The organism is Paraburkholderia azotifigens, assembly GCF_007995085.1.
In the GTDB taxonomy this organism is placed as follows: Bacteria; Pseudomonadota; Gammaproteobacteria; order Burkholderiales; family Burkholderiaceae; genus Paraburkholderia; species Paraburkholderia azotifigens.
This window is the reverse complement of sequence record NZ_VOQS01000003.1, coordinates 576,110-592,783: the sequence shown is the minus strand read 5'-3', so window position 1 is coordinate 592,783 and position 16,674 is coordinate 576,110. Positions and strand designations below refer to the sequence as shown.

General features: G+C 63.8%; 17 protein-coding genes. 8 read left to right on the top strand and 9 right to left on the bottom strand.

All coding sequences use genetic code 11. The features are described 5' to 3' along the window. Window positions 1-503: 503 nt before the first annotated feature. The 4 genes from FRZ40_RS19860 (at window position 504) to FRZ40_RS19845 (ending at window position 3,427) form a co-directional block, all read left to right on the top strand. On the top strand, window positions 504-986 hold the full coding sequence (locus FRZ40_RS19860; RefSeq protein ID WP_147235321.1) for a DUF2778 domain-containing protein: 483 nt from the start codon (window positions 504-506) through the stop codon (window positions 984-986). Continuing rightward, window positions 983-1,297, top strand: a complete 315-nt coding sequence (locus FRZ40_RS19855) for a hypothetical protein (protein WP_147235319.1) — start codon at window positions 983-985, stop codon at window positions 1,295-1,297. Before FRZ40_RS19860 ends, FRZ40_RS19855 begins: the two co-directional genes overlap by 4 nt. A gap of 11 nt (window positions 1,298-1,308) precedes the next feature. Further along, the gene (locus FRZ40_RS19850) at window positions 1,309-1,785 is read left to right on the top strand and encodes an Hcp family type VI secretion system effector (RefSeq protein WP_028365950.1); all 477 of its coding nucleotides are present in this window, start codon (window positions 1,309-1,311) and stop codon (window positions 1,783-1,785) included. Window positions 1,786-2,098: 313 nt separating this feature from the next. Beyond that, window positions 2,099-3,427 (top strand): PQQ-dependent sugar dehydrogenase, encoded by a 1,329-nt coding sequence (locus tag FRZ40_RS19845; protein WP_147235317.1) that lies wholly within the window; start codon window positions 2,099-2,101, stop codon window positions 3,425-3,427. A gap of 31 nt (window positions 3,428-3,458) precedes the next feature. Here FRZ40_RS19845 and FRZ40_RS19840 read toward each other — a convergent pair whose 3' ends face one another. The 8 genes from FRZ40_RS19840 to FRZ40_RS19805 all read right to left on the bottom strand — a co-directional run bounded on the left by FRZ40_RS19840 (window position 3,459) and on the right by FRZ40_RS19805 (window position 12,601). Beyond that, complete coding sequence (locus tag FRZ40_RS19840) at window positions 3,459-3,770, bottom strand: DUF4148 domain-containing protein (protein WP_028365948.1); 312 nt, start codon at window positions 3,768-3,770, stop codon at window positions 3,459-3,461. 155 nt (window positions 3,771-3,925) lie between these two features. Next, on the bottom strand, window positions 3,926-5,035 hold the full coding sequence (locus tag FRZ40_RS19835) for a lipocalin-like domain-containing protein (protein ID WP_147235316.1): 1,110 nt from the start codon (window positions 5,033-5,035) through the stop codon (window positions 3,926-3,928). Further along, the gene (locus FRZ40_RS19830) at window positions 5,035-7,620 is read right to left on the bottom strand and encodes an FtsX-like permease family protein (RefSeq protein WP_147235314.1); all 2,586 of its coding nucleotides are present in this window, start codon (window positions 7,618-7,620) and stop codon (window positions 5,035-5,037) included. The genes FRZ40_RS19835 and FRZ40_RS19830 overlap by 1 nt, the downstream gene beginning before the upstream one ends. Next, on the bottom strand, window positions 7,613-8,326 hold the full coding sequence (locus tag FRZ40_RS19825; RefSeq protein WP_147235312.1) for an ABC transporter ATP-binding protein: 714 nt from the start codon (window positions 8,324-8,326) through the stop codon (window positions 7,613-7,615). The genes FRZ40_RS19830 and FRZ40_RS19825 overlap by 8 nt, the downstream gene beginning before the upstream one ends. 677 nt (window positions 8,327-9,003) lie before the next feature. Then, window positions 9,004-10,473, bottom strand: a complete 1,470-nt coding sequence (locus tag FRZ40_RS19820; protein ID WP_147235311.1) for a mechanosensitive ion channel family protein — start codon at window positions 10,471-10,473, stop codon at window positions 9,004-9,006. Window positions 10,474-10,708: 235 nt separating this feature from the next. Continuing rightward, window positions 10,709-11,071, bottom strand: coding sequence for a copper resistance CopC family protein (locus tag FRZ40_RS19815; RefSeq protein WP_147235309.1), 363 nt, complete (start codon window positions 11,069-11,071; stop codon window positions 10,709-10,711). Window positions 11,072-11,084: 13 nt separating this feature from the next. After that, on the bottom strand, window positions 11,085-11,978 hold the full coding sequence (locus FRZ40_RS19810) for a hypothetical protein (RefSeq protein ID WP_147235308.1): 894 nt from the start codon (window positions 11,976-11,978) through the stop codon (window positions 11,085-11,087). 104 nt (window positions 11,979-12,082) lie between these two features. Further along, on the bottom strand, window positions 12,083-12,601 hold the full coding sequence (locus FRZ40_RS19805) for a DUF2946 domain-containing protein (protein WP_231516058.1): 519 nt from the start codon (window positions 12,599-12,601) through the stop codon (window positions 12,083-12,085). A gap of 75 nt (window positions 12,602-12,676) precedes the next feature. On the opposite strand from FRZ40_RS19805, the gene FRZ40_RS19800 reads away from it, so the two are divergent. Further along, the gene (locus tag FRZ40_RS19800) at window positions 12,677-13,030 is read left to right on the top strand and encodes a DUF1428 domain-containing protein (protein WP_028365940.1); all 354 of its coding nucleotides are present in this window, start codon (window positions 12,677-12,679) and stop codon (window positions 13,028-13,030) included. Between the two features lie 16 nt (window positions 13,031-13,046). On the opposite strand, the gene FRZ40_RS19795 is transcribed toward FRZ40_RS19800, so the two are convergent. Further along, window positions 13,047-14,399 (bottom strand): metallophosphoesterase family protein, encoded by a 1,353-nt coding sequence (locus tag FRZ40_RS19795; protein WP_147235306.1) that lies wholly within the window; start codon window positions 14,397-14,399, stop codon window positions 13,047-13,049. 168 nt (window positions 14,400-14,567) lie between these two features. On the opposite strand from FRZ40_RS19795, the gene FRZ40_RS19790 reads away from it, so the two are divergent. The 3 genes from FRZ40_RS19790 (at window position 14,568) to FRZ40_RS19780 (ending at window position 16,578) form a co-directional block, all read left to right on the top strand. Continuing rightward, on the top strand, window positions 14,568-15,299 hold the full coding sequence (locus FRZ40_RS19790) for a hypothetical protein (RefSeq protein WP_147235304.1): 732 nt from the start codon (window positions 14,568-14,570) through the stop codon (window positions 15,297-15,299). A gap of 69 nt (window positions 15,300-15,368) precedes the next feature. Further along, window positions 15,369-15,656 carry a hypothetical protein gene (locus tag FRZ40_RS19785; RefSeq protein WP_028365937.1) on the top strand — a complete coding sequence of 96 codons (288 nt, stop codon included), beginning with the start codon at window positions 15,369-15,371 and terminating at the stop codon, window positions 15,654-15,656. A 199-nt stretch (window positions 15,657-15,855) separates the two neighbouring features. After that, window positions 15,856-16,578, top strand: coding sequence for a GntR family transcriptional regulator (locus tag FRZ40_RS19780; protein ID WP_028365936.1), 723 nt, complete (start codon window positions 15,856-15,858; stop codon window positions 16,576-16,578). The last annotated feature ends 96 nt before the right edge of the window (window positions 16,579-16,674 follow it).

The following is a 16,674-nucleotide window of genomic DNA, read 5'->3' as shown; positions in this document are numbered from 1 at the left end:
ATACCCACAGGCTTCTCCACGGAAACTGTGGATAAGACTTGAAATGCGCGAGCGCTATGCAGAACAGGGGTTCGCAACCAGTTCGGGAGAGATGCTGGGGAAGGGGAATTCCCCGTAATCCGCACGCGTTCCCCATGATTCCCCGGACGTGACCGCACAACCTCGGAACCGGCGACGGGGCGCGATGCGAAGGCAAAAAACGTCTGACGCTGTGCCGCTTTTTGCAGGACATCATCTGGTTACTGTTCGAACGGATCGGCCACGCGCCGGTTTTGCCGCTCGCCCCCGCGGGTGCGGAATTGATGCGGGGGAAGAAAAATCACAGGGTGTGATTGTCGAACGCGAGCAGGTGGCTATAACTGTCTTATCCCGCGCGATTGTTCTTTAAGAATACTTCGTAATACTATTCAAACGGCAGGGCGCAGCGAGAACCCGTTATGTTGCCTGGATTGGCATCGCGGGCCCTTTTTTCAACTCGGCTCGCGCACACGTAAGGACCCAGGATGCCGGTACATTGCACGTTCACTCTTAACCGGAAGGACACCTCGACGCTCGTATGCGAAGGCTACGGCACGGTTGAAGCGTACTCGGGTCAAATGGACGGTCGCGACAATCCTGATCGGGTCGCTACGCCGAAGATCGGCCCGATTCCTCCGGGGACGTACTACATCGTTGATCGCGAATCGGGCGGCATGCTGGGCGCGGTCTACGACACAGTGGGTCCACTCATGCACGTCACGACAGATCATCGTAGCTGGTTTTCGTTGTGGAACCCGCGCACAGGTGACACGACCATGATCGATGGTGTTCGTCGGGGGAATTTCAGACTTCATCCCGAAGGCCCACACAGGGTGAGCGAAGGGTGCATTACACTCGTCAATCCAGCGGAATTCGAGTCGTTGCAGAGATTTATCCGACGAAGCCCGGCTCGCCTACCGGTTCCGGGTTCGAATCTGAAGGCTTACGGATGGATCGAGGTCAAATGAAACGTAAGGTGCTGGTTGCGGCGCATGTGGTCGCATTAGCGTTAGTGATTTTTATCGGAGGCGTCTGTCTCGCACGATACCTCGCGTATGGCATTTTCTACGAAATGCCTATATGGATGTACGACTCGATGCGTTTTGTGCTGGATCACACCGGGAACGCAGATCTTCGTGACCCAGACGATATAAGCATCCTCTCTATGCTTTTCTCGCTCGTTGCGTGCTGGATCATCATTGCCATCGTTGTCATCACGCTTTACAGAATCGCCATGCGATTTGTCCGCCGCACACTCAATTCGTCTGGTCAAGGTTAAAGGATTGTTCGATGGCTTCAGATATTTTCATTCAGTTCAAAGGCATTGACGGGGAGTCGCAGGATGCGACCTTCACGAATGCGATTGAGGTTGTTCATTGGGAAATGTCAATAGAGCAGAACTCCGCCATGCACTCCGGCTCCGGCGGCGGTGCGGGCAAGGCTTCCGTGTCCGATCTCACGTTCAGACATGAACTGGATCGCGCGTCGCCCAATCTGGCAGTCTATGCTGCGCAAGGACGGCACATTCCTGATGTAAAACTCACGATGCGCAAGGCCGGCGGGCTGCCGTTCGAATACTATCGGCTCACCATGTACGACGTCGTTATCACGAAGGTATGGCCCTCCGTCGATGCTGCAAATTCAATCGAAACGGTCTCGCTTTCGTTTGCTCGCATGAAGCAGGAGTACATTGTGCAGAATCAATTGGGTGGCAGTGCGGGAGTTGTCACCGGATTGATCGACGTGAAGCAGAATCAGGCCGCGTGAGCTTTATCTCCCAAAGAGGAACTCTCATCGCGAATGACGCGCGTCGCCCAAATGCCAGGCGCGTCGGCACGGCAGTCGAGAGCGGCACGGGCGCTACCGTCGTGTAGTCGCACACGACGCGCCCCCCACCCGGCCCACGCCCGACCGTCGTCATGACCCGCTCTGCACCGCACCACACAAAGCTATCCACATCAAGGACTTACCCCAGCTACCCCAAGCTTGTCCACAAGCCTCTCCACAATTTCTGTGGATAGCCACCCTCGGGCAAGACGTTTGCTGAGCAGATACTGTTTGCATCGACGCTGGAGTTTCCATGCGCGTTCGTCCGACTCTGATCGCAATCCTCGTCATCCCGCTCGCCGCGTGCGCCACGCCATCGACTGCGCCTGAAGAAGCGAGCTTCGGCCCATCGCCGACACTGCCCGCGCCCGACACCTCGCTCGTGCCGACAGTCCACGTTGCGCCCGTCGAAGCGCGTCCGGCAGGCTCCCATCCGACGGCGCCGCCCGGCTTCGCAGTGACGCCGTTCGCGGCGAATCTGCAGCATCCGCGCTGGCTCTACACACTGCCGAACGGCGACGTGCTGGTCGCCGAGAGCAACACGCCGCAGCCGCATGACGAAGGGCGCGGCATCGTCGGCTGGATCACGAAGCAGTTCATGAAGCGCGCGGGCGCGGGCGTTCCGAGCCCCGACCGGATCGTGCTGCTGCGCGACGCCGATGGCGACGGCATTGCGGAGACGCAAAATGTGTTCATCGAGAATCTGCATTCGCCTTTCGGGATGGCGCTGATCGGCAACCAGCTGTATGTCGCCGATACGGACGCGCTGCTGCGCTTCGATTACGCCACGGGTGAGACGCGCATCGCGTCGCAAGGCGTAAAGGTTGTGGATCTGCCTGCCGGACCGATCAACCATCACTGGACGAAGAATATCCTCGCGAGCCGCGACGGCAAGCGGCTCTACATCACGGTCGGCTCGAACAGCAATGCCGCCGAGAACGGCCTCGACGCGGAAGCGGATCGCGCGCGCATCGTCGAATTCGATATCGCGAGCGGCACGCTGCGTCCCTACGCAACGGGACTGCGCAATCCAAATGGCATGGCGTGGCAACCGCAATCGGGCGCGCTGTGGACGGCCGTCAACGAACGCGACGAACTCGGCAACAACCTCGTGCCCGATTACATGACGTCGGTGAAGGAGGGCGCGTTCTACGGCTTTCCGTTCAGCTACTACGGCGCGCACGTCGATACGCGCGTGAAGCCGCAGAACCCGGATAGGGTCGCGCGGGCCATTGCGCCTGATTACGCGCTGGGCAATCACACGGCGTCGCTGGGACTTGCGTTTTACGACGGCAAGCTGTTTCCGGATCGCTATCGCGGCGGCGCCTTCGTCGGTCAGCACGGCTCGTGGAACAGAAGGCCGTACGCGGGATACAAGGTGATTTTCGTGCCCTTCCGGAACGGTGAGCCCGCGGGCGGCCCGGAAGATTTTCTAAGCGGCTTTCTGACGCCGGACGGGCACGCACTCGGGCGGCCCGTCGGCGTCGCGCTCGATGCGCGCGGTGCGCTGCTGGTTGCCGACGACGTCGGCAACACGGTCTGGCGAGTCGCGCCCGCGACGGGAACGGCGGGCGCGAAGTAACGGCGGATCGGACTCTACGAAGGTGCGCGAGTTACGGATGGTTGTACATCGCGTTCCAGTCCGCGGCCGACACGCCCGGCCGGCCCGATTGCGACACGCCATTCGCGACGCCGCCGTAGCCGCTCGCTGCGCCGTTCTCCGCGTTCACGCGCGCCTGCGCGGCCTGCAGTTCATCGGGATAGTGCGCTTCCGTGCCTGCGCCCGGACGATAGCCGGCCTTTTCCAGCTGAACCAGTTCGGCGCGAACCTGCGCGCGGGTGATCGGCTGGTTGGACTGGGCGAACGACACAGCGGGGATAGCGAGCACGGCAGCGATGGCAACAGCCTTGATGAGCGACTTCATGATGACCTCCGACTTTGCTTTGACTTTGCGAACAGCCCTGCTCGCAATCAGTGTGAAGTCAGTGTAGGTATGTAGCCGCTTAAGATTAAGACCTCCCGGTGGAAGTGACTTTTCCATTATTCAGGGTTAACCCTTGGTTTCAATGCGGGCGGGCCTTAGCGCCGTTCGAGCGTGAGTTTTTTACCGTAGCCGGTCAGTTCGAGATAGCCGTTTCCCGCCGGTTTTCCGTCGCGATTCACAGTGACGGCGCCTTCCCAGTACAGCGCACCCGTCGATTCGCGCGAATCCAGCTCCTGGTCGTCCAGCAGCGGTGCAAGTTGCCAGCGGGTCTCGCCCGTACGGACGACGGTCGCCACGGGATACTGCGTGCCCGTGCGCGGCGAGCGCCATTGGCGCGTCGGCGAGAAATCGACATCGCCGGGACCGAATTGCGTGATCTGCCCGTCGGCGCTACGCAGCGCGGCGTGCGCCCACACCGCGTGGCCGTCGGCGGCGCGCACCTTGAACGCCATCAGCGCCGCGCCGTCCGACAGGTTCGCTCCGAGCCAGTCCCAGCCGACGGCATCCGCTGCGAGCAGCGTGCTCGACCATTCGTGATCGAGCCACGCGCTGCCCGTGACGGGCGTCGGCGTGGCGATGCGGCTCGCACCACCGGCGGCGGGGCGCGTGACGCTGCCTGTGACGCGCAATTGCGGCTCGCTGTAGTAGTAGCTCGCCTGTGACGCCAGCGGTCCCTTGCGCGAATAGCCGTTGTCGCCCTGAAGCAGCGGCGCCTGCGTCGGCGTGAACGTCAGGTGCAGTGCGAAGCCTGCGGCATCGGCGGTCACGTCGTAGTGGCCGTCGGGCGCCCGGACCATGCGCCAGGTGTCGAGCTGGACATCGGTGTTGCCGGCCTTCGCGTAAGCGAGTCCGAAGCCTTGTCGCGCGATCTTCTGATCGTGTGCGAGCCGGCCGAGCTTCGGATCGCTGAGCGCGGCGTGCGCGATGATCAACTGCGTCGGCGCGAACGCGCTCGGATCGTTGGCCGGATGGCCCGTCGCGGAACGGAAGAACGTGATCTGAAAACCGAGCGGCTGATGATCGGGCGTGTCGAGCCAGCCCGTTGCGTACCACCATTCGGTGCGAAACGCGGGATGCGCGCCCGTGTCGCGAGGCAATTCGATGGTCTTGCCCGGCAAGACAGCGGCGAACTGCGGTTGCGCCGCGAGCGCAGCGGACACGCCGAACAGGCCGGCAAGCGTGAACGGAACGAGAAGGCGCAGCATCACCAATCCTCCCTGACGGCGCGCACGGCATCGACGGAAACGGCCCGGCGGCCCGCGGCCACGGCCGTCGTGCACGACGACGCGAGCATCACGAACGCGAGCGCGGACAGCAGCAACCACGGCACATGCAGCGACATGCTCCAGTGAAACGACTGCGGGTTGACGACGAACACGAGAATCAGGCTGATCGCGAAGCCGAGCACGCAGCCCATCGCGATGCCGAGGGCAGTGAGCATGCCGCCTTCCGCCGCGAGCAACGCGAGAATCTGTCCGCGCGTCACGCCGACGTGACGCAGCATGCCGAACTCGCGCGAGCGCGACAGCGTCTGCGCGGAAAACGTCGCGGCGACGCCGAACAGTCCGATCACGATGGCCACGGCCTCGAGCAGATACGTGACGGCAAAGCTGCGGTCGAAGATCGTCAAGGTGCGCGCGCGGATCTCGCCCGGCTGCGCGAAGTCGAGCGCGCTGGCGAACGGCAGCGCGCGCAACGCGGCGATCGCCTGCGCGGCGCTTACACCGGGTTCGAGCGTGAGCGCGGCGTCGGTGGCGCCCGTGTCGCCCGTCAGACGCCGGTAGTCGGTGAGCCGGATCTGCAGCGCGCCCGTCTGCCGCACGTAGTCGCGCCAGATGCCCGCCACGACGAAGCGAGCGCTGCGTTCGCCGATCGGCAACGTCAGCCGCTCACCGACGCGATAGCCATACAGATCGACCATCGCCTCCGACGCCCACACGGGCGTCTCGCCTTCGCGTAATGCAGTTGGCGCCAAGGTCGCGCCCGTGATCTGCAGATTCGCGCCCGGATCGGCGGCATCGATTTCGCGCGCGAGCAACGCGACGGACGGTCGCGACGGATCGAACGTCAACTGCGACGTGCGCGCGAAGGCCGCGTGGCGGATGCCGCGCGTGGCGGCGAGCATCGTTTGCTGCTGAGGATTCAGTCCGCCCGTGTCGCCGTTCGGCGCGACGCGCACGTAGACGTCGGCGGACAGCAGGTGCGCGAGCCAGTCTTCGACCGACACGCGAAAGCTCGCCACCATGATCGCCATCGCGACGATCAGCGTGAAGCTCGACAGCACGCCGCCCATTGCAATCGACGCCTGGCCCGGCGCGTTCGCGAGCCGCGCAAGCGCGAGCGCGCTCACGGGCGCGCGTTGCCGTCCGTTGCCGGCGCGGCTCAGTGCGCGAAACAGCATCGACGTGACGCGCGGCATCAACGCAATGCCGCCGATCAGCAGCAACGCGACGGCGAGATAGCCCGCAATGGGCACATCGAAAACGGGCGGCGCCTGCGTCAGCGCCATGCCGAGCGCGAGACAGAGGAGCGCGGGCCACGGCGTCGACAGCTTGCCGAGCGCGGCTTCTTCGCCGCCCGCCTTCAGCGCGGGCGCGGGATGCGCGCGCGCTGCTTCGAGCGCGGGCACGAGACTGCCGAGCAGCGACACGCCGATGCCGAGCGCGACGAAGATCGTGCTGGCGACGGGCTCGAAGCCGACGGCCGGCTGCACGCCCGGGAAGTAGCCGCCGCCCAGGTCGCTGCCGAAAAAGCGCAGCACGGCGTAAGCGAGTGCAAACCCGAGTGCGATGCCGGCGAGCGAACCGAGCGTGCCGAGCAGCGCGCCTTCGAGCAGGATCTGCCGCAGCAGCTGCGTGCGCGTGATGCCGAGCACGCGCAGCATCGCGAATTGAGCGCGGCGCCGCACGACGCCGAGCGCCTGCGTCGAGAACACGAGGAACGCGCCCGTGAAGAGCGCGACGAGCGCGAGCACGTTCATATTGATCCGATACGCGCGCGACAGCCGGTCGGTGCGGCTTTCGATATCGCGCGTCTCGCCCACCGCGAAGCGGCTGCCGAGCCGCTCCTGCAACGCGCGTCTGAAGCGTTCGCGATCGACGCCGCGTTCGAGTTGCAGATCGACGCGCGACAGCTTGCCGACGCGTCCGAAGCGCCATTGCGCGGCCGCGATATCCATCACCGCGATGCGCTGCCCGGGCCGCGCCCGGACGATGCCGCCCGCGACGCGCAGGCGCACATCGGACGTGCCGCTGCGCAGCGGCACGGCGTCGCCGACGCGCACGCCGAGCCATTGCTGCGCGGCGGGCGAGAGGAAGATCGCGTCGTCGGCGAGGGCGTCGAGCGGCGTATCGCTGTTCGTCACGCCTGTCAGGTCTGGCGCGATGCGGCTCGCGCGGAACGTGTCGATGCCGAGCACTTTCAGCGGCGCAGTGCGGCCCGGCACGGTGACGTCGAGTTCGAGCACGGGGCTTGCGAGCGCGACGCCGGGCTGCGTTGCGAGTTGCGGATAGATGTGTTCGTCGAAGGTGGGCTGTGCGCCGCGCACCTGCAGGTCAGCCTGTCCCGACAGACTGCGCGCCGCCGCCGAGAACTCGTTGAACGCGGCGCTGTTGATCAGTTGCACGGCATAGCCGAGCGCGACGCCGAGCGCGATCGTCGCGATTGCGATCAGCGCGCGGCCTTTGTGGCTGCGCCATTCGGCGGCGAGCAGCCAGCGGGTGAGCGTGCGCAGGCCGTGGCGCGCGCGCTGCGGGTGGTGCCCGTTTGCGTCGATGGCGGCGTCATTCATGCGAAGGGCGCAGTGCGTGCGAGATCTCTGCATGATGCAGCTTGCCGTCGCTGAGTACGAGTACGCGATCGGCAAAGGCGGCGGCGGCTTCCGAGTGCGTCACCATCATCGTCGCCGCGCCGTTCGCCCTGGTTTCTTCGCGCAGCAGCGCGAGCACTTCGTGGGCGGTGTCGGGGTCGAGATTGCCTGTGGGCTCGTCGGCGAGAATCAATGTGGGTCGATGCACGAGTGCGCGCGCAATCGCGACGCGCTGGAGTTCGCCGCCCGACAACTGACGCGGCATGTCGTTGTCGCGACCTTCGAGACCGACGGCCATGAGCATGTCGTGTGCGCGTTGCGGCGCGATGCCGTTCAGCAGCAGCGGCAGCGCGACGTTTTGCGCGAGCGTCAGATGCGGGAGCACGTGGAAGGCCTGGAACACGAAGCCCAGCTTCTGGCGACGCAGGCGCGTCGCGGCGTCATCGTCGAGGGTGGAGATCGGTGTGCCGTCGATCAGCACATCGCCGGAGTCGGCGCGGTCCAGGCCCGCTATCAGGTTGAGTAGCGTCGATTTGCCGACGCCTGAGTCGCCCATGATGGCTACGAATTCGCCTGCGGCGAGCTTTAGGTCCAGTCTGTCTATGACTGTTCTATTTGCTCCGTATCTTTTGCTTAGCGAGCGGCATTCCAGGGATGGGGTTTTTGCTTGTGCTTTGTTCGCTGGCATCCGCGTTTTGCCTTCTGTGATTCATGCGTTGCCCCTGTGCGGGGCGGCACTTACTTTCTTTGCCGCCGCAAAGAAAGTAAGCAAAGAAAGCGGGCTCACACCGCCAATGCTAGTCATTGCCCGCGGGCCCCCCACGGGTCCCGCACTCCACACGGCAACACACTAGCTTACCCGCGTTGCCAGCGCATCGAACAAATGCATCACCCACTCCAACCACCCGTAGCGCAGCCAGCCGCAGCGAATCGACTGCGCCGCCCAGGTGGCAAACGGTGTGTAGGGTGTCGCACCTTACGCGTTGGCGCTCCTTCGACACCGATCCCGCGTTTCAGTCCGGAGTGGTGCACATACGTCGGGACGCCCTACACACCGTTTGCCACCTGGGCGGCGGTGGGCTTCTGGTAACGCGGTCTTTGACGTGGGAGTGTGAAGTAGGGGATGCGAATCCAGGAGCGCTGGCAACGGGCATTGAGTAGCTCGATGCCGCGTGGAGTGCGGGACCCGTAGGGGGCCCGCAGGCAAACACAAGAATTAGCGGTGTGAGCGGCTTTCTTTTGCCTACTTTTCTTTGCCGCTGCAAAGAAAAGTAGGTGCCGCCCCGCACAGGGGCAACGCATGAAGCACAGATACGACAACGCGGATGCCAGAAAAAACCGCGACTGCGTCGCAGACAAAAAAAATCAAAACGTCAAATCATGCAACTTCCTCATCCCATCCCATAGCCATTGAAAAACAGATTGTTCTGACTGAGCAACAGGCGTCGGCGTCCCGAGCTTATTGAGCGTATCGCTCCGCCGCGACAACATCTGGCACATAAGCCGGGCCACATCCGGCTTATCCTTCAGCAACGGCGTCAAATCATCCTTGTTCAACTGGAACACAGTCGACGCGGTCAGCGCCGAAATCGTCACGCGCGCCGGCATGCCCGCCAGCAGTCCAGCTTCGCCCAGCGCATCGCCGGGCCCGAGCCGCGTCACCTCGACAGGCCCCGACGCGTCTTCCGCCACCACGGACAGCACGCCCGAATCGACGATCGTCAGTTCGTCCAGCACTTTGTCCGGCGTCACCACCGTGTCGCCGCGCTCGTAGTCGCGGCGCGACAGCAGCGGCGCAAGCCGCTTGAGTTCGTCCTGCGTCAACGCGGCAAAAATCTCCACGCGCCGCAGCAGGCTGATGCGCGGATCGGTCTCCTGTGCAGGCGCCGGCGACGGCTGCGGATAACCCACTCCGAGCGGACGAAGCGGTACGCACGCCGCCGCGAGTTGCCGGTAGCACAGGTCGTAAAGCTCGTTCGTGACGGCGAGCTTCTTGCTCATGTCGTCGACGTACGCCGTGGCTTCGTAGATGATGGCGTTGGCGCTCGTCCGCTTCACGATCGCATACGGCGCGGGATCGACGATCACCGCGCGCACGCCCGCGAGCGCCGCCTCGAGTGCGGCGATCACCGTGCTCGGACGCGCTTCGGGCGTGATCTCGAGCAGGATCGTGATGCCATGCAGCGCTGGCGGACGGCTGCTGTTCGTGATCTTCGCCTTGGCCGCGACGGCGTTCGGCACGATCACGATATTGCCCTGCGAAGTCAGCAGATGCGTCGCGCGCCAGTTCATCTCCAGCACCTTGCCCTCGACGCCGTCGATAATGACCCAGTTGCCGATGTGATACGGCTCCGTCGTGTTGATTACGATGCCGGCGAACACATCGCTGAGCGTGCTCTGGATCGCGAGGCCGAGCACGATGGCGAGCGCGCCCGATGTCGCGACGAGCCCGCGCACGGGCAATTCCAGCACGAAGCCGAGCGCGGCGACGACGGCCGCGAGAAACACGAGCGCGCCGAACACGTCCTGAAAGAGCCGCTGACGGCGCCACGTCTGTGGCAGCAGCAGCGTGTCGAGCGCGAGGCTGAGCAGGCGCGCGCCCATCAGCCACCAGATGATCTCCAGCACCTGACCGAGCAGGTGCTGCGGCCTGGAATCCGCATACGGCGCCTGCGAGAATGGGCTCAGGCCCGAGCCGAACAGCAGCCAACTGAATGCTGCGTAGATGCACAGGCGCACCAGCAGCCGCGCGACTTCGTTTTTGGGTACGGCGCAACGCCAGACCACGACATCGAATGCGACGAGCGCAAAGCCGAAAATCAGCGGATTGTTCACGCACACTCCATAGCGGGGTTGAACGGTCAACAAGACTTGCAAGCGGGACGTGCCAACCATCTGCCGCGACAGTAACACGGCCTGGCGCCATGCGGCATCATGGCCGCCGCCATGTCGCCGCTGCACGTTCGAGCCGAGTTTTTACGACATTTTCTATTGCCGTGCAGCAGAGAGGTCCGCGCACTTCGTGCGGTCCTTCGACGAGAGGGAGGCATGCGCCGCATGCCTCGACACGTCACTTCACGTTGAACGAATAGTCGCCGTGCGTGCGATGCCCGTCGGATGCCACGGCCACCCAATGCACCGTGTATTTGCCCGCGGCCAACGCGGGCAGCGCGACGGACGCGACGCTCGGCTGCTGCGCATCGACCGTCGATTTCGCGGTGTTTACCTGCTTGCCCGACGCATCCGTCACGGTCAACGAACTGAATGCCGGTTCGAGCGGGCCATCGAATGCGATAGTCACCTTCGCGGGCGCGTCGACCGTCGTGCCCGCGCCGGGCTCCTGCTTCTTCGGAAACACATGGGCGAGCGCGACGAGGGGCGCCAGCGCCAGTGACAGCGCGAGCACCGCCGCGCGTCGTGTCGGGTTTTTCATGGTCGTGTCCTGGTTAGTGGAAGAGCGGCTTGCCGATGGTCGTCGGCGCGATGTCGTCGAAGAAGAGATGCGCCTGCACGAGCACGCCGACGTGCGAACCGCTCGCGTGATTGACGGGAATCTGCGCTTCGATGCCGAACTGTCCGTAGCGGTTGACCCAGATGAAGCCGGGATTCACCGTGCCCGTCGTTTGCCCCTGGCTGCGCGACAGCGGAATTTCGACGATGGGAATCAGGTTCGCGAGCGGCTGCGGCAGGCCGACGTCGTGCACATGCTGCTGCAGATAAGGCAGGCTGTATTGCACGGTCACGCCGTAGTTGAACGCGTTCGGCTGGCCCGCGCCCGTCGTGAGCGCCGGGCCCGCTTCGCCCGTGATCGCGATCGGGCGCAGATACGCGAGCGAATCGGGCAGGTCGCCGAAACCCTTGCCCGCGAAGATCGTCGGCGAGATGGTCGAGAAGCTCTCGCCGATCGCATGACTGCCCGTGCCGCCCAGATCCGCGTCGACGCCGATCGACGTCATGAACTCGTGTGCTTCGTTCAGGTACAGCAGGTATTTGAGTCCGACGCTGAAGTTGTCGAAGCCATGCGCAGTCGGATTGTTCTGTCCGACATAGGCGCCGCCGATCGATACCGCGAGGCGCGGCGTGATCAGCTTGTCGTATTCGAAGCTGAAGGTGTTGACGCTCTGGTCGCCGTCGTCGCCGGGCACGCGCTGATGTCCGTATTGCAGATTGAGTTCGTCGCCGACGCCGGGGTCGTCGATGGCCATCGTGGCGGGGAAGACGCGGTCGCCTGCAATCGCGTGCGCGTGGGAAACGGACGGGAAGAGGGAAGGAAAGAGCAGGGCTGCAAGCATGCAGCAGGCAAACGGCAACGCGCCGCGCCTGTCGTGTCGGGTGTTCATCGTTTCGTCGTGAGTGGGAGCGCGCGCAGACCGCTTGCGCGAGGCGCAGCGGCACGCGCGAACACGGCTGCGCCATGACGGCGCGGCCGCGACGCAATGTCGGCTCAGAGAGAAACGGGCGGCGCGCGCGGCTGCGCGGCTTCGAACGGTGCGATCAGCGCGACGCTTTCGAAGCGCGTCGCGACGCGCTGCGCGACGGCAGCGACGGTGAGAGCAAAGGTCGACGGCGATGTTGGCAGCACGGGCACATGCGTGAGCAGGCTGCAATAGCCGCATGCATGCCAGTGCGAGGCCAGCGTATGGGTGTCGCCGGGATCGTCTTCCTGTGTGTCGGCAGGACTCGCCGTGTGCGCCGAGCAGAGTGCGGCGGCGGGATCGTAGGCGCCGCGGCTCGCCGCAATGGCTTGCGAGACCGTGGGCGCGAGCGTCGTCATCAGGATCGCGAGCAATCCGAGGATGCTGCCAATCTTCCGATAGAACAGGCTCGACATGTTGAAACCGTGTGCTGGAAACGTCTGCGCGACGCTGCGCGGAATTATGACACCGGCGCGGCCTGCCTCGCGCGCCGCCGCGCGCATTCGAACAAAAATCGTCGCGATGCTGTCGATTCGCCGTTGCCCCATTCGTCGTCTGTATAGAACCGGGCCGCGGCGCAATTTATGCCCGGCTTCCTTCAACCTCGCACAGGAGCGTTTGATATGAACTATGTGGACGGATTCGTGGTGGCAGTCAAGGCGGAGAATCGCGACATTTACCGTAGGCATGCTACGACTGCGGCAGGTGTCTTCAAGGAGTATGGCGCGCTGAGGGTCGTCGAATGCTGGGGCGACGACGTGCCCGAAGGCAAGCTCACGTCGTTTCCGATGGCCGTGAAGCGCGAGCCGGACGAAGTGGTCGTGTTCTCGTGGGTCGCGTGGCCTTCGCGCGCGGCGCGCGACGAGGGCATGAAAAAGGTCATGGCCGACCCGCGCCTTCAGCCCGACACGCTGCCGATGCCGTTCGACGGCAAGCGGCTGATTTACGGCGGCTTCGAAGTGATTGTCGACGTGTGAAGGCGTCGACGAAACGCTAGAGCGTTTCCGTGAACATGGGCTTCGTGCCGTCGCTGCTCTCGTAGTACTCCGCCGACGCCTGTGCATGCTGCGCGCCTTGGCCCAGCCGGATGATCGTGAAGCCGTGCATGTAGACCTTGTCCGCTTCCTTCAGCAATACGCTCTGCAGCGCGGGCGGATTGACGATGCGCGAATCCGGCGCGTTCTCCGGGCCGTCGACCAGCACGGGCACGGCGCCGTGCCCGATGCAGCGGCCGCGATTCAATCCGAGGTAGGGCTGATAGATGCTCAGATTGTGCTCGTGGCCCCAGAACCATGCGGCGATCGGCTGCTTCGCCGCCTGCGCGAAACGCTGGAAGCTCGGCAGCAGCTTCGGATTGTGCGCAATGAGCTTGTTGCCTGGCTGGAGCGGACCGATCTCCGACAGCGCCGAAAACAGCTGATGGTGCGACAGCAAAATCGTCTTGCCGTCGAATTCGGCAATACGTTCGGTGATCCAGTCTTCCTCGTCCTTTTCGAGGAAGGTCAGCATGTCATTGCCGATGATCGGGATGTAGTCGTGCAGCCCCGTGTCCATTGCGATGAACTGCCAGTCGTCGTTGCGCAGACAGAAGAAGCTCGCGGGCTGACGCCGCGCGTGATCGTTGAGCGTGTCGATCAGGCCGTAGTAGCCGGCGCCGCCCGAGTACATGTCGTGATTCCCGGAGAGCGTGTAGACGGGCACGTCTCTCGTGCTGCGTTCGAGCACCGTGTCGACGATGTTCCTGAAGTTCGCCTCGCATTCCTGCGGCGTGCCCGAGTAATAGATGTCGCCGAGATGAATCACGACATCGGGGTTCTGGAGCGCGGCCTGCTTCAGCAGATCGACGGCGACCTGCGTGCCCGTGCCCCAGTCGGCGATCAGCGCGACTGTCGCGCCCGCTTTCAGCGAAAGCGTGACAGGGCCGATCGTCGGCGCGCGCCGGTATGGAATCGATGCGCGTTTGCCGTCGGGTCCGAAAAACGCCATAAAGCTCTCGATGGTCTTGATCCACGCCGGATCGCAGACGTTGAAGCGCAGATCGTCCTCGATGCTGGCCGCGCCCGCCGTGTCGCCGCGGGCGCGCGCCTGCAGCAGCGCAAAACCCATCTTCGCGCAGGTCCATGCGTCCTGCGCGATGCCGCCAGGCGGGGCGTCGGGCAAGGGCGTCTGTCCTTGTCCCTGCGATCTGATCGAGCCGATTGCAGCGGCGGCGTTGACCAGCGCGTTGTCCGTGCCGGGCCGCGACGCGAGCGAGGCGGAGGGCGTCGTGCTGCGCACGACCTGATCGACGGCTGACTGAAACAGCGAGACGAAGTGATCGCGGAAACTGGAGGGTTCGGCGGCCATATGACGCGCTCCCATGTTTTGACTGGCGCATTCCGGCTTGCGGATTTTTATTCGACTTTCGAAAGCCGGCGGTAATGTTGGTGCGATTGAAGCATTCGGCAAGCTAAAGGATCATTTCAGCTAACACCAAGACGATTGATTCGACGTAATTTGCACGAAGGGCGATGCGTGACCAGATATAGCCGGGCATTTTTCGAACTGCAATGGCAATTCGCCGAACGCGTTGCCGCTATTTCTGGCATGCCGCGCGAGCAGGCGCTGCTGCATTACACGAATTTCTATATCCGCTTTGGCCTGGGCCGCGAATTCGATCCTAACCATGCTGTGTGGCGGATTTATATCGACGGTTTGTCCCAAGCCGGGGACGCGGTGGACTGGACCTGGCTTTTTTTTCTCGCGCGGCCGCCCGTGCCGCCGCCTTCGCTGGTGGCGGCATTCGGCTGCTTTTCATATTCGAATGCGGGCAATGATGCCATTCGCCTGCATTTCGCCAATGCCGAATCCGGCGATTGCTCGCCATTGAGCCGTGAGCGTATCGGCGAAAGACGCGCCGAATTGCGTGCGTTATTCGATCATGTCGATTATGTGCGCCGGACGCGCCCGTCCATACAGCGCGTGGTGGGCACGTCGTGGCTCTACAATCTGCCCGCTTATCGCAGGCTCTTTCCTTCCGGCTATGTGGAAACGGCGCGCGAATCGTCTTCTCACTTTCGGAACATGCCGCTGTGGGGGCAATTTCTCGACCGGCACGGCAACGTGCGGCAGGAAGGGAAGGCGATCCTGCTCGAACATATCGCGCGGCAGACCCGCTTGCAGGACATCGCGCAGTGCTTTCCGCTGCGTGCGCTCGCCGTCGATGCGCCCATCGCGCTGTTCGACGGCTTCTACTGCGCAAGCTGATTCGCTCAAGCTTTCCGTGCCGCTGCCGATAACGTGAATGGCTGTCCCTTCTGCAGAGCCATAACGAAGATGCGTTTGACCAAGACCGAGTCCGTCCTTTCCGCCGTTGCGCTGTTCGCAGTCTTCAGCTTCAGCGGCTGGCTTCACGCCGAAATGAAGCACGCCGCGCGCGAGCGCAACCGGCACGACGTCGGCACGATCGTCGATGCAGCCTGCGCGAACCTGAACGCTGCCGAACTCGAGTCCAGCGACAACGGTCGGCTTCAATGCGGCGCGATTGCGCATGAAGCGCCCGCGGCGCCTGATGCTTTGACGGCGGCCGTGACGGGCGCCGCGACGACGGTTCCCAACCCCTGACCCCTGGCGGGACACTGCGCCGGGTCAGCGTGCATGCGCCTTGCCGTCGACAATACCTCACACGCTGATATACTAAATACATTCAGAGTCCGCGTGACGACGACGGCAGCAGGAGACACGCGCGACACGGGCGCGGCGCAGCACGCCGCTTGAACCAACCTACGGTGTTCATTCGCACCGACCGGATCAGAGGCGATGCATGTCGTCAGAACTTGACAGCCGACCAGCGGCCACGACGCCGTTCACCCTGTCATTGCAACCCATCGGCGCCAGCGCCAGCCTGCGCGACCGCGCGTACGCGATGCTGCGCCAGGCGATCGCCGATGCCGACATCTACGCGTCGCGCGAAGAAATTCGCCTCGACGACCGCGCGCTCAGCGAATCGCTGGGCGTGAGCCGCACGCCCGTTCGCGAGGCGATGACGCTGCTCGAGCAGGAAGGCTTCGTGCGCACGATACCGCGTCGCGGCATCTACATCGTGCGCAAGAGCAAGCGCGAGATCGTCGAGATGGTGCAGATGTGGGCGGCGCTCGAAAGCATGGCGGCGCGTCTCGCCACCTTGCACGCGACGGATGAAGAGATCGCGCGGCTGCGCCACATGTTCGACCAGTTCCGCGATTCGACGCCCGCCGAACATATCGCCGAGTACTCGGATGCGAACATTGCGTTTCATCAGGCGATCGTCGAACTGTCGAAGTCGCAGATCATTCTCGACACCATCAAGAACATCTTCATTCATGTACGCGCGATCCGTCGCATGACGATTTCGCAGAGCGACCGCGCATCGCGTTCGATCGTCGATCACCTGCGCATCATCGAGGCGCTGGAGAAGCGTGATACCGAACTCGCCGAGCGCCTCACGCGTCAGCACTCGCTCGATCTCGCCGCATTCATCGAGGCGAATTGCGACTTTCTCGACTGAGCGCAGCCGTGCGCACCCGTCACGCTTTCCGTTGATCTATCGCGGGCATCCGTTTCCGGATGTCCGCATCTTCCCTCATTGCCAACCGGCATGCTC

Coding starts and splice junctions, on each gene's coding strand:
- FRZ40_RS19815 (WP_147235309.1), bottom strand. CDS start 11,071: ATGAAAAACCCGACACGACGCGCGGCGGTGCTCGCGCTGTCACTGGCG.
- FRZ40_RS19795 (WP_147235306.1), bottom strand. CDS start 14,399: ATGGCCGCCGAACCCTCCAGTTTCCGCGATCACTTCGTCTCGCTGTTT.
- FRZ40_RS19810 (WP_147235308.1), bottom strand. CDS start 11,978: ATGAACACCCGACACGACAGGCGCGGCGCGTTGCCGTTTGCCTGCTGC.
- FRZ40_RS19860 (WP_147235321.1), top strand. CDS start 504: ATGCCGGTACATTGCACGTTCACTCTTAACCGGAAGGACACCTCGACG.
- FRZ40_RS19830 (WP_147235314.1), bottom strand. CDS start 7,620: ATGAATGACGCCGCCATCGACGCAAACGGGCACCACCCGCAGCGCGCG.
- FRZ40_RS19800 (WP_028365940.1), top strand. CDS start 12,677: ATGAACTATGTGGACGGATTCGTGGTGGCAGTCAAGGCGGAGAATCGC.
- FRZ40_RS19780 (WP_028365936.1), top strand. CDS start 15,856: ATGTCGTCAGAACTTGACAGCCGACCAGCGGCCACGACGCCGTTCACC.
- FRZ40_RS19785 (WP_028365937.1), top strand. CDS start 15,369: ATGCGTTTGACCAAGACCGAGTCCGTCCTTTCCGCCGTTGCGCTGTTC.
- FRZ40_RS19835 (WP_147235316.1), bottom strand. CDS start 5,035: ATGCTGCGCCTTCTCGTTCCGTTCACGCTTGCCGGCCTGTTCGGCGTG.
- FRZ40_RS19825 (WP_147235312.1), bottom strand. CDS start 8,326: ATGCCAGCGAACAAAGCACAAGCAAAAACCCCATCCCTGGAATGCCGC.
- FRZ40_RS19855 (WP_147235319.1), top strand. CDS start 983: ATGAAACGTAAGGTGCTGGTTGCGGCGCATGTGGTCGCATTAGCGTTA.
- FRZ40_RS19850 (WP_028365950.1), top strand. CDS start 1,309: ATGGCTTCAGATATTTTCATTCAGTTCAAAGGCATTGACGGGGAGTCG.
- FRZ40_RS19845 (WP_147235317.1), top strand. CDS start 2,099: ATGCGCGTTCGTCCGACTCTGATCGCAATCCTCGTCATCCCGCTCGCC.
- FRZ40_RS19805 (WP_231516058.1), bottom strand. CDS start 12,601: ATGGGGCAACGGCGAATCGACAGCATCGCGACGATTTTTGTTCGAATG.
- FRZ40_RS19840 (WP_028365948.1), bottom strand. CDS start 3,770: ATGAAGTCGCTCATCAAGGCTGTTGCCATCGCTGCCGTGCTCGCTATC.